Origin of the sequence: Mesorhizobium alhagi CCNWXJ12-2, assembly GCF_000236565.1 — a bacterium.
Taxonomy (GTDB): Bacteria; Pseudomonadota; Alphaproteobacteria; order Rhizobiales; family Rhizobiaceae; genus Allomesorhizobium; species Allomesorhizobium alhagi.
This window is the reverse complement of record NZ_AHAM01000185.1, coordinates 1-11347: the sequence shown is the minus strand read 5'-3', so window position 1 is coordinate 11347 and position 11347 is coordinate 1. Positions and strand designations below refer to the sequence as shown.

The window sequence follows — 11347 nt, the reverse complement described above, 5'->3', positions numbered from 1 at the left end:
GGTGACGGCTGCCGAGAAGCCGTCGCGATCGACGGCCAGCGCGCCGCCGGCTGGCACCTGGTGAGCATCGGCCGCGCGCATGATCAGCGATCCGGCAAGCCTCATCTCGGCATGCAGCAGGCCGACGGCGTTGGCCGTGGCGTCGTCGGAGCGGAACGAATTGGAGCAGACCAGCTCGGCGAGGCTGTCGGTCTTGTGCGCCTCGGTGCCGCGCACCGGGCGCATTTCGTACAGGACGACCGGCACGCCGGCCTGCGCCGCCTGCCAGGCCGCTTCCGAGCCGGCGAGCCCGCCGCCGATGATGTGAACCGGTTTCATTTTCATGGCAGCCGAGATAGTCCCCGGGGTCCGGAAATGCAAGGAATCCCGCTGTATATTCCGACGGCTTTCGTCGTTCATTGCCAGCATTGGCCTTCGTGCCTGCTGCCGCTAATATAAGCAAGTATGGCAGATCGTTTCCTCGCTCACGCCACCGCCATCGCATTCGTTTGCCTTGTTGCAGGCAATGCCTCGGTTGCCGGGCAACACGCAGCGAAGACCGCCAAGGCCGGTGCGACACGTATCGACATCTGTCATGGATTCGGGTGTCATTTCACGTCGGGCCTGGATCTTGGGACGGCCGATGGAAGGCGCTTTTCGAGGATCATGGCTGCCGGGGCCTCGTCTCCGAAAGCGGAACGCGCCGCTGTATCAAGGGCTGTTCGGTACTACGAGGATCGTGCCGCAGGGGTAATCGGCATACATGATCAGCCGAAGTCGATTGCCAGCCAACATCACAGGCGCGGCCAGATGGACTGCGTCGACGAGTCGACCAATACCCGCTCGCTTCTGCTTTATCTCGAACGGCGCGGTCTTCTGAAGCATCACACCGTGGACCGGAACGTCACGCGCGGCTTCCTTCTCGACGGGCGCTACCCGCATGCGACAGCGGTGTTGCGGGACAGATCCGGAACGAAGTGGGCAATCGACAGCTGGTACGAGCCGGCAGGCGGACCACCGGATATTCGGCCGCTATCGGAATGGCTGAAGCGCGGCGTCATGGGCGTACGCTGAGCCCGAATTTCCGGCTGCAATGCATGGCGAAGCGCCAAAACGACAACACCCGCCGGGGAGGAGGTCCGGCGGGTGTCGTTTTGTTGGCCAGCAATCGGGAGGAGGTGAATGCCGGCCGTATTCGTCAGTTCTTGGGAGGAGGTAGGTCCTGACGAAATTCTTGTCGCTTATTGAGGGAAGCTGGGCCCTTCTGGAAGACAACACCCGCCGCGGGAGGAGGTGCGGCGGGTGTCGTTTTGTGCCGGCCAGCGATCGGGAGGAGGTGAAAGCTGACCGTATCCGTCAGGGCCGGGGAGGAGGTCGACCCTGGCGAAATTCGTTAGACCGACTTTCTCGCGACGCGATGGATGTCGCCGCGGTTGATGCCGAGGTCGGTGAGCTCACGGTTCGACAGGCGGCTCAGCTCGGAAACGGTTTCCCGGTAGCGGCGCCAGTTGCGGTAGTTGCGGATCAGGTTCATTTCAGTTTCTCTTTTTCTTGCTTAGCGGACGGGGCCGTCGTGGCCCGGATGTCAGACCGACTTGCGCGCGACGAAGGGAATGTCGCTGCGGCCAATGCCGAGGTCTGAGAGTTCGCGGTTCGACAGGCGGCTCAGCTCGGAAACGGTTTCCCGGTAGCGGCGCCAGTTGCGATAGTTGCGGATCAGGTTCATGGTATTCTCGTTTCGTCTTTGGTTCGTTTTCTTCTGTCTCTTGTACGAATTTTAAATAGGCGCGCCGGACTCGGATGAAAAGTGCTGTTGGTGCATGGCAGCAATGCAAATTGTGCAATGCAACATTAATCGGTTTTAGCGGTTGGGGCAAAAATCGGGCGAGTCGCAAAAATGCCGTCGCGTCAGCGCTTTAGACGAAAGGCGTAAAGTTGACGCATGGGTAAGGGGAAACGATGGCGAGTTATGGATCGCGTGTGCGGCAGGACATCCTTCGCTGGACGGAATTGGGCCTCATCGACAAGGCAGCCGCGGACGCGCTGCGCCGCGACGTCGAGGCCAATGAACAAAAGTCGCTGAGCTTCGGTTTGGTTCTCGCAATAATGGCGGCACTGCTTTTCGGCGCGGCCATCCTTCTCGTCATCGCCGCCAATTGGGAGGCGTTTCCGCGCTTGCTGCGCGTCGGTGTGCTGTTTGCCATCATCTTGGCCACCTATGTCGGCGGCGCGCTTTTGAAATTGCGCGGGAACAGCGCGACGGCCGAAGGCGTCTGGCTGATCGGCGCGGCGGCATTCGGCGGCTCGATCGCGCTGATAGGGCAGATGTATCATCTGTCCGGCGACGAGACGGATGCGGTTCTGACCTGGTGCGCCGGCACGGCGCTGGCCGCCGCCGCATTGCGCTCGGGCCCGCTGACCGTCGCCGCCGTCGGCCTCGCTGCTTGCTGGCTGTTCCTGGAGGGCGTCGCACTGTGGAGCGAGACGCGTGTGCCGCAGTCCTTCATTCTGGTCGCGGCCGGCCTTTGGCTCTTGTCCTACTGGACGGCAAGCCGCGCGTCGCGAAACCTGCTGCTGCTCTCGCTGATCTTCTACGCCACGCTGTTGGCGGTGCATCACGACATGCTGATCATTCCAGCTATACTGGCGCTTGTTTCGGCCGCGCTGTTTGCCATTGCCGTTTACGCTCCTGACGCCGTCGAGAGGATTGCCCGCATCGACGGAAACATGCCCGTCCACGCACTTATCGGCTTTCTGACAGGCATGACCATCATTCAGTTCGACCTGATTGATGGGACCGCGCCTCTGGTCGCCGCAGCGCTTGTGGGCTTTGCCGGCATTGCCGCCGCGGTCGTGCTCGGCGGCCGTGAAAGCCGCGGCCTGCGCTGGATCGCCTATCTCGGCTTCAGTTGCCAAATGGCTTTCGTCTATGTCGTCACCGTCGGAACCATGCTTGGAACGGCCGGATTGTTCCTGGCGTCGGGCCTCGCGCTCGGCCTTGTCGCCCTCGTCATCATCAGGGTGGAAAGGCGTATGAACGATGCGGCGCTGCCGCAGGGAGGAGCAGCCTGATGAAAAAGCACCGCCTGCTGATTTCCGCAATCCTCCTGGCGCTCCTCCAGATCGGCTTCCTGTCCTTCATCATCGCCGGCCGCGCGGCTGTCCTGCGCGACGGGCAGGAGGTACTCCTGAAAGTCGAACCTGTCGATCCGCGCGATCTCCTGCGCGGCGATTATGTCCGCCTCGGCTACGACATTTCGAATATTCCGGTGTCGATGATCGGCAATGTGCCCTCCGGCGCGCAATGGATCGAGGCGGGGCCGGTCTTCGTGCGTGTGAAGAAGGATGGCGACGGAATCTGGAAGATGGTCTCGGCCTCGCTCTACGAGCCTCCGTCCACGCCGCCTGGAGATGACGAGATCGACATTCGCGGCATGGTCGATGATGGCCGCGGCCTCGGCCGGATCGATACGCTGAATGTCGAATACGGGATCGAACGCTTTTATCTCCCGGAAGGCGAGGGGTTGGCGATCGAGCGCGACATGCGCGTGCGCAGTTTCAATATCGTGGCGGCCATCGCCGGGGACGGTTCGGCGCAGATCAAGGCGCTGATGGACGGCGACACAATGCTTTTCCGCGAGCCTCTCTACTGATCGGCGGCGCTCCCTGGGGAAGGCGGCATCAGGTTTTCAGTCCAGGCGGACGTAGGGCGAGATGCACCGCCTGCGCGAGCCGTAATAAGGCTGAAACGTATCGTTGCGTCGGTTATAGGAGCGGTAGTTATCCGCGCACCATGTGCGGTGAGCCTGGATAATCCCCTGGCGGGTGGCGAGCCGGCCTCGCCCAAGAGGTTGCTCGGCGGGACGCACGGTCGGAACCCTGACGTCGTACTCGATGCGCGGCTGGCGGTATTTATTGATCTCGTATCTGGGCTCCTGCCGCCCCATCTCCGGCTCCTGCCAATCGCAAGGCCGGTCGCGCCCGCAGCCGGTGATGCCGGGGCGAAAGACGTCGGGCAGCGGACGGTTCAGATCCTCGAAACCCTGGGCGTTAGCCGGCGTGAGCCAGACTAGGTTCAGCGCCAGACAGGCGAAAATCGAAAGTCTTGTTCTCATCCGCTTTCGGAGCCTCCAGCCGCGACCGACCAGGCGCGGAATGCGGCCATTTGGGTTTCGTGCGAGCGGCAGGTCGGAGTGGCCCGCTCGCTGCCGGGCGAGAGAAGGGCTGGTGCGGATGAAGGGACTCGAACCCCCACGCCTTTCGGCACTGGAACCTAAATCCAGGGCGTCTACCAGTTCCGCCACATCCGCATGCCTGGCCAATCTCATGTGGCCATTATTCTGTCAATGTCGAGGCCGAAATGACGTTTAATGTAGGAAATGCGAAGAGAGTTGAAAAACAACGGCTCCTGTGACAAAAGGCGTGTCAAATGTGACGGGATATGACGGTCCGCTTCGGACGAATGTGGTAAGAAGCAGGAAAAACAAAGACTTACTCGCATTCTTGGAGCGCAATCAGAGCATTTCGTTCGCCGCTGGGAGCAACGGCGCTCAGATTCTCAACCCGCACCAAAAGCCACACCCGGCACGAGACTTCCGGCAGGCTGAACGGCATGGCGTCGTTGGCGCTGCGGCATTCGTGAAAACAAAGGTTTGATGATGCAGGTTACCGAAACACTAAACTCCGGTCTGAAACGCGAAATCAAGGTCACCGTACCTGCCGGAGATATGGAAGCCAAGCTGGTCGAGCGGCTCTCCGAAGCCAAGAACAAGGTCCGCATCAACGGCTTCCGTCCCGGCAAGGTGCCGCTGCAGCACCTGCGCAAGGTGTACGGCAAGTCCTTCATGGCCGAGGTCGTGAACGAGATCCTCTCCAATTCCACCCGCACCATCATTGCCGAGCGCGGCGAGAAGGCCGCCATGCAGCCCGAGGTCACCATGACCGAGGATGAGAAGGAAGCGGAAAAAATCCTGGCAGGCGGCGCGGACTTCGAGTTCCAGCTCGCCTATGAAGTCATTCCGCCTATCGAGATTCAAGATTTCTCCAAAATCTCGGTGACACGCCCGGTAGTTGACGTTTCGGAAACGGAAATTGACGAGCAGGTCAACCGTATCGCCGAATCCTCGCGCTCCTACGAGCCGAAGAAGGGCAAGGCCGAAGAAGGCGACCGCGTCACCATCGACTATGTCGGCAAGATCGGCGGCGAGGCTTTTGCCGGCGGCTCCGGCACCGACCAGCCGCTGGTGCTCGGCTCGAAGGAGTTCATTCCGGGCTTCGAGGAGCAACTGATCGGCGCCAAAGCGGGCGATGAGAAGCTCGTCACCGTGACTTTCCCGGAAAACTATAACGCCGCCAATCTGGCCGGCAAGGAAGCGACCTTCGACGTCACCGTCAAGGAAGTATCGAAGCCGGGCAAGCTCGAAGTCACCGACGAGACCGCCAAGAATCTCGGGCTGGAATCGCTCGAGCGCCTGCGCGAGATTGTGCGTGGCCAGATCGAGAGCCAGTACGGCTCGATGACGCGCCAGAAGGTCAAGCGCCAGCTGCTCGACCAGCTCGACGCCTCCTATTCGTTCGAGGCCCCGTCCAAGCTGGTTGAGGCCGAGTTCACCAACATCTGGAACCAGGTGAACCGCGATCTCGAGGCTGCCGGCCGCACTTTTGCCGACGAAGAGACCACGGAAGAGGAAGCGCGCGCCGAGTACCAGCGCCTGGCCGAGCGCCGCGTGCGCCTCGGCCTGCTTCTCGCCGAGATTGGCGAGAAGGCAGGCGTGCAGGTTTCGGACGAGGAACTGCAGCGCGCTTTGTTCGAGTTCGTGCGCCGTTATCCCGCCGACCAGCAGCAGGAAGTCTTCGACTTTTACCGCAACAACCAGAATGCGCTGACGACGCTGCGCGCGCCGCTCTTCGAGGAGAAGGTCGTCGATCATCTGATGACGCAGATCTCCGTCACTGACAAGAAGGTGAGCAAGGAAGAGCTGATGGCCGAGGATGAGGAGCCGGAAGGCGCCGCCAAGCCGGCCAAGGCCGCGAAGAAGGCAACCAAGAAGGCAGACGAGACCTCGGCCGAAGAGCCGAAGAAGAAGGCTGCCCCGAAGAAGAAGGCCGCAGCCAAGGACGCCGACGTCGAATAGGGCGACACCCACAAGTGAACGATGCAGAGGCCGCTGGAAACAGCGGCCTTTTGCTTTGCCTGCCTCGGTGACAAACGGCAGCGCCCCGTGCAAATATCCCGCGCAATTGCATGCGGCCCGGGACAGCACATGACAACACGCACCTTCGCAACCCTCTCACACGCCGTGCTTGCTGCCGCGATCTGCCTTTTCGGGGCGGTCCAGGCAAGCGGGCAGGGACGCTACACATGGCGCTTGGGCAGCGGACCCGACGGGCAGGTCACGGCTTCGATCTTCTCCCTCAACACACTGAGCGTCGGTTCGTCGCGCGTCATCGATTATCACCCGGTCCTGACCATCGCCTGTCATCGGGGCGGAGCGCCGCGCTGGAGCCAGTCGCTCCAGCTCAGGGATCCAGTCTCGGCGAGCGGCGCGATCAATGTCTCGGTGCGGCTCGACAATGGCGGCGAAAAAGCTGAACAATGGACCCCCGGCTTCCAGGGACGCGGCTTTTCCAGAGACGGCAGCGAAGGCATCGCCCGTTTGCTCCAGGCGAAGCGGCTGCGGCTATCCTGGCGCTATGGCTTCCTGGCCGGACGGGGCGAGGCGATTTTCAATCTTTCCGGCGTCAAGGAGGCGGTTGCCGGCCTTGCCGGCGCGTGTGGCGTCGAGATGCCGCTGTCCTGATACTCACCCCGCGATCGACTTGAGCGCCTATTCTCGGTTGCAGTTTTGAGGCGCCGATGGTTGACGTGACGAAGCGCCGCCTTAGCTGACGCTTCGGAGGTGCGGTTCCATGGTGCGGTTCGTGGAAATCGTTGCAGTCGTTCTGGTGGCCATCACGATGGCGCTCACGCTCGCCCATGCGCTCGAACTTCCCGGCAAGCTGCGGCTCGACAGGGAACAGTATTTCGCGGTCCAGACGATCTACTATCCCGGCTTCACGATCGGCGGCGGGGCAGAGATCCTCGGCATTCTCGTGCTTGGCTTGCTCTTGTACCTTACGCCCTTCGGCGGCGCGCGCTTCCTGTGGACGCTTTCGGCGCTGGCGCTGCTCGTTGCGGTGCACGGCATCTACTGGGTCTTCACCCATCCGGTGAACAATTTCTGGGTGAGGGATGTCGAGCTCTCGGGTCTGGGCTCGACCTTCTTTTCGGCCTTCGCGCCGAAGACGGAACCCGGCGACTGGAAGAGCCTGCGCGACGTCTGGGAGTATTCGCATGTCGCCCGCGCCGCGCTCGCCATGCTCAGCCTGATCGCGCTAGCCATCGCGGTCACCGCCGGCCATCCGGCAAGCGAACCGGGGAGTGGCTAGATTAGCAGCAGGCCCTTCATGGAGGCGTGCCCCTTCTTGCCGATGATGATGTGGTCGTGCACGGCGATGCCGAGCGGCCTGGCCGTATCGATGATCGTCTTCGTCATGTCGATATCGGCGCGCGAAGGAGTCGGATCGCCCGACGGATGGTTGTGGACCAGAATGAGCGCGGTGGCCGATAGTTCGAGCGCGCGCCGCACCACCTCGCGGGGATAGACGGGCGTATGATCTACCGTGCCCGTCTGCTGCAGTTCGTCGGCGATCAGCGCGTTCTTCTTGTCGAGGAACAGGATGCGGAACTGCTCGCGCTCCTCGAACGCCATCGCCGCGCGGCAATAGTCGATCACCTGGTTCCATGACGACAGCACCTCGCGGCCGGCAATTTCGCCACGCGCCATGCGCAGTGCCGCGGCCGCGACGATCTTCAGGTCGAGCGCCGCGCTCTCGCCGATATCGTCGACCTCGCGCAGCAGCCGTTCCGGCGCGCCGAGCACTTCGGCCAGCGAGCCGAAGCGCTTCAGCAGCATTTTTGCGCGGGTCTTGGTGTCGGCGCGCGGAATGGAGCGAAACAGCAACAGTTCGAGGATTTCATAGTCAGACAACGCGGCAGCGCCGGCGGTTCGAAACCGCTCACGAAGCCGCTGACGATGGCCGAGGTGATGCGGCTTTTCCTGCACCAGCGTCGTCTTGCGCAGGGGTGCAGCGGCCTGCTCGGCCAGGAAGAAGCCGCGTTCGTCGTCTTGGTCTGTCCCCATATGCCCCGTGCCCCCGCACCGGCCGAAGCCGCCTCATGCGATACTAATGCATGATGCCGAAAAGTTGCAGAGTTTTCGAACCGGTTTCCGCAGGAATGGGTGTGGCTTAGGCCAGTCCGGGGCGGTCGAGCCCCTTGGGTGAGAGCGTGAATATTTCGCAGCCGCTGTCCGTGACGCCGATCGTGTGCTCGTACTGCGCCGACAGCGACCGGTCGCGCGTCACCGCCGTCCAACCGTCAGACAGGACTTTGACATGCGGGCGGCCGAGATTGATCATCGGCTCGACCGTGAAGATCATGCCCGGGCGCATCTCGACCCCCTCATTGGCGCTGCCGTAGTGCAGTATGTTGGGCGCGTCGTGAAAAAGCTGGCCGACCCCGTGGCCGCAAAAATCGCGCACCACGGAACAGCGCTCGCCCTCGGCATAGCTCTGGATGGCTGCGCCGATGGCGCCGGTGCGGGCGCCGGGGCGGATCGCGGCGATGCCGCGTATCAGGCATTCATGCGTCACTTCCAGCAGGCGCTCGGCGGCGCGCTTGATGGTGCCGACCGGATACATGCGGCTTGAATCGCCATGCCAGCCGTCGAGAATGTAGGTCACGTCGATATTGACGATATCGCCATCTTTGAGCGGCTTGGCGTCCGGAATGCCATGGCAGACGACATGGTTGATCGAGGTGCAGGATGATTTGGTGTAGCCGCGATAGTTCAGCGTCGCCGGCAACGCACCGTGATCCATGCCGAATTCGAAAACAAACCGGTCGATCGCTTCGGTGGTTACGCCGGGCGCGACGATATCCGCTAGCTCGTCCAGGCAGCGCGCCGTGAGGTCGCAGGCCTTGCGCATGCCGGCGAAGGCTTCTTCGCCGTAGAGCCGTATCTGGCCGGTGTTTCGCGTGGGCGCCGTTGCGGCGTCGAGATAGGTGACCATGAGTTGCAGTCCGGAATTGGTAGGCAGGCATCGGGTGTTTGCGCCAGCGCCCTGATTTGGCACCGGACGTCGCAAGCATCAAGTGCAAAGCGGGCCGATTTGCGTCTTGGTCGCCCAGCCTGGCCTATTTCGAGACCTTCCGGCGAGGATCGCAATCACCGCCGCCTCAGCTTCCTGGCGCGGGGCTGTCCATGACGTCGAGAAGGCCGGAATCGGCGCGCCGTCTCAAATGGCGGTCGACCCACGCACGATCCCGGCATGATTGGAACCGCCCACTGCAGCGGTCGCGCAACTCGACGGCCTCTTTCATCAGCGGCGAAACCGGAAGACCGGCCGCGTCCGCGAAGCTTGCGCCAAGGAAAGCGATATCCAGCCGGTCGAAATCGGGCAGCTTCTTCGCAAATCCATGGCCGAAGGCGTGGGCGGTGAAATGGGTGATATAGGCGAGGGAGTCGGGATTGGCGAGCGCGCCTGGTCCTTCAAGCGCCTCGACCAGCGGCAGCGTGACGGACGCCTGATGATCGCCGAATTCGAGCACGACGGTACCGCGCGGCGAGGGATCTGTGCGCCGGCCGGACAGGAACGTCTGGAAGTCCTGGCGCGCAATATGCACGCGTCGCAAATATTCGGCCATCTCGGCGTCGGCGTTGAGCGGTTCGCCGGGCACGTTCGTCTGCGGATCAAGCCGGGTATTGTGCGGCGAATGGGGAAACATGGTTTCGATCAGGAGAAAAAGCGGCCGTCCGTCGGCGCGGCGGTGCTCTTCGACCAGGCGCTCCGCGCTCGCATAGATGAAGCTGTCGCGCTGGCGCTCGGCGGTCAGGCCGATATCGTCAGCGTCGAATACCGTCTGAAAGCCTATCGACCGGAAAAAGCGTCCCTCATTGACGAAAGAATCGTCGACCGGCGTGATGACCGCGGTCCGATAGCCGCACTTCGCCATCACCTCCGGCAGCGCGCCCTTGACCCTGTTCTCCAGCGCCACCGTCACATAAGGGCGCTGCCAACCGAATTCGCCCGCCGGCAATCCGGTCATGACGGCGAAGGCCGACATCCAGGTGCCGCCACCGACCGTTTCGACGCGCAACGCCCGCGCCTTGCCGTCGTCGGAAACGAAACCGTCTGCGAAATCGTGCGGCATGGCCAATTGCGGGAAATTGAACGGCGGAGACTGCGTCTCGCTCAGGACGATGAAGACATCCGGCAGCCGCTCCGCGGCCGGACAGGACAGAGCTTCGGGGTAGGGCTCCTGCATCGGAACAGCCGCAAGCCTGGCCTTGAGATCGGAATCCCCGAGCATGCTTGCAATATCGAGCATCGAGACGAAGAAGGCCGAGGCGTGGTGCCCACCTACGAAATATTCGAAGCGGTGGGCCGCCGCGGATGCCGGAATGGTAGCCGGCAGAAGGCCGCTCAGTGCCGCGGGAATGAGGAGGCGCCATTTCAACTGCGTTCGGCTCGCAGGCTCGTTCAATGCGATCGCGCCGAGGCCGAATATCACGACAGAGATCGCGGCGGCGACGGGCAGAACCAGATGCAGGTAATTCTCGACGAGAAACACTTTGAGCGACGAATCACCTCCCAGGAAGACGAGGTCATAGGCATGCAGGTCGAAACCCTGCTCGCTGAACTTGATCATCGACACCAGCGTGACCGTTCCCATGGCCGCCCATGCGGCGTAGACCGAAAAGGCAAGTCGGTTCGAAAGCAGGAAGAAGATCGCCGACAGGAGGAGCAGAACGCTGATGCTGAACGGCATCGTGAACCATTCGTTCTCGACTTCGTGCAGCGCCAGGACGCCCAGCGCCGAGGTCAGGGCGATCGCCCAGCCGCCGACGATTATCCGGATCGCTCTTCGAAACATTTCCATTGGTCAGGCCTTGAACCCAGTTCGCTCGCTCCGTGTCTCGGAGGCTCGATCGTTAAGGAAATGTTAAGCACGTTTCTTTGCCGGCTGCGGAACGATCTGGATTTATGGCTAATCGCTAGAATGTGCTGAAAATTTTAACGATGTGGGATCGTTGCACGACTCGCTCTGCCTGCTGGCACAAAACCAAGGATCAGGCGCACTCCCAGCGGCTACTAACCGCGCCGCCCCCAAGACCGGGGTACCCAGGGGTACCAAAAGAGACCAGTTCCGCGACGCAGCGGCTCTCAAGGCCGACTTCAGAGGATGAAGTCCGTCCCTGTCATGAAGTTGGTGCCGGCGACCAGGATTTGCATGTCGGCGGTCGAGTCGCCGTTCACGTCGGCA

General features: G+C 62.2%; 13 protein-coding genes and 1 tRNA gene. 6 read left to right on the top strand and 8 right to left on the bottom strand.

Annotation, left to right across the window (positions count from 1 at the left end):
- Positions 1-324, bottom strand: a 324-nt coding sequence (locus MAXJ12_RS21755) for an FAD-dependent oxidoreductase (RefSeq protein WP_139043978.1), incomplete at its 3' end; no start/stop codon positions are given.
- A 465-nt stretch (positions 325-789) separates the two neighbouring features.
- Here MAXJ12_RS21755 and MAXJ12_RS38970 point away from each other — a divergent pair.
- Complete coding sequence (locus MAXJ12_RS38970) at positions 790-1053, top strand: hypothetical protein (protein ID WP_244421545.1); 264 nt, start codon at positions 790-792, stop codon at positions 1051-1053.
- A gap of 319 nt (positions 1054-1372) precedes the next feature.
- Here the strand turns inward: MAXJ12_RS38970 and MAXJ12_RS35400 are convergent, their stop codons facing one another.
- Complete coding sequence (locus MAXJ12_RS35400) at positions 1373-1513, bottom strand: DUF1127 domain-containing protein (protein ID WP_008838147.1); 141 nt, start codon at positions 1511-1513, stop codon at positions 1373-1375.
- A gap of 51 nt (positions 1514-1564) precedes the next feature.
- Positions 1565-1705 (bottom strand): DUF1127 domain-containing protein, encoded by a 141-nt coding sequence (locus MAXJ12_RS35395; protein WP_008838146.1) that lies wholly within the window; start codon positions 1703-1705, stop codon positions 1565-1567.
- Between the two features lie 233 nt (positions 1706-1938).
- Here MAXJ12_RS35395 and MAXJ12_RS21745 point away from each other — a divergent pair, with 233 nt between their 5' ends.
- Both MAXJ12_RS21745 and MAXJ12_RS21740 read left to right on the top strand, forming a co-directional pair.
- Positions 1939-3051 carry a DUF2157 domain-containing protein gene (locus MAXJ12_RS21745; RefSeq protein ID WP_008838145.1) on the top strand — a complete coding sequence of 371 codons (1113 nt, stop codon included), beginning with the start codon at positions 1939-1941 and terminating at the stop codon, positions 3049-3051.
- A complete protein-coding gene (locus tag MAXJ12_RS21740) occupies positions 3051-3632 on the top strand; it encodes a GDYXXLXY domain-containing protein (protein ID WP_008838144.1) in 582 nt (193 codons plus the stop codon). The genes MAXJ12_RS21745 and MAXJ12_RS21740 overlap by 1 nt, the downstream gene beginning before the upstream one ends.
- Before the next feature lie 36 nt (positions 3633-3668).
- Here the strand turns inward: MAXJ12_RS21740 and MAXJ12_RS34550 are convergent, their stop codons facing one another.
- The gene (locus tag MAXJ12_RS34550) at positions 3669-4094 is read right to left on the bottom strand and encodes a BA14K family protein (protein ID WP_008838143.1); all 426 of its coding nucleotides are present in this window, start codon (positions 4092-4094) and stop codon (positions 3669-3671) included.
- A 110-nt stretch (positions 4095-4204) separates the two neighbouring features.
- A tRNA-Leu gene (locus tag MAXJ12_RS21730) sits at positions 4205-4289 on the bottom strand.
- Positions 4290-4637: 348 nt separating this feature from the next.
- On the opposite strand from MAXJ12_RS21730, the gene tig reads away from it, so the two are divergent.
- The 3 genes from tig (at position 4638) to MAXJ12_RS21715 (ending at position 7407) form a co-directional block, all read left to right on the top strand.
- The gene (tig, locus tag MAXJ12_RS21725) at positions 4638-6113 is read left to right on the top strand and encodes a trigger factor (RefSeq protein WP_040587272.1); all 1476 of its coding nucleotides are present in this window, start codon (positions 4638-4640) and stop codon (positions 6111-6113) included.
- Between the two features lie 129 nt (positions 6114-6242).
- The gene (locus MAXJ12_RS21720) at positions 6243-6779 is read left to right on the top strand and encodes a hypothetical protein (RefSeq protein WP_008838141.1); all 537 of its coding nucleotides are present in this window, start codon (positions 6243-6245) and stop codon (positions 6777-6779) included.
- A gap of 109 nt (positions 6780-6888) precedes the next feature.
- Positions 6889-7407, top strand: coding sequence for a DUF1772 domain-containing protein (locus MAXJ12_RS21715; RefSeq protein WP_008838140.1), 519 nt, complete (start codon positions 6889-6891; stop codon positions 7405-7407).
- Here the strand turns inward: MAXJ12_RS21715 and radC are convergent.
- From radC to MAXJ12_RS21700, 3 genes are all read right to left on the bottom strand, one after another.
- Entirely contained in the window at positions 7404-8162 is a 759-nt protein-coding gene (gene radC, locus MAXJ12_RS21710) for a RadC family protein (protein ID WP_008838139.1), read from the bottom strand. The two genes, MAXJ12_RS21715 and radC, sit on opposite strands and share 4 nt — an antisense overlap.
- 106 nt (positions 8163-8268) lie before the next feature.
- A complete protein-coding gene (map, locus tag MAXJ12_RS21705) occupies positions 8269-9093 on the bottom strand; it encodes a type I methionyl aminopeptidase (RefSeq protein WP_008838138.1) in 825 nt (274 codons plus the stop codon).
- A 166-nt stretch (positions 9094-9259) separates the two neighbouring features.
- Complete coding sequence (locus tag MAXJ12_RS21700; RefSeq protein WP_008838137.1) at positions 9260-10963, bottom strand: sulfatase-like hydrolase/transferase; 1704 nt, start codon at positions 10961-10963, stop codon at positions 9260-9262.
- Between the last annotated feature and the right edge of the window lie 384 nt (positions 10964-11347).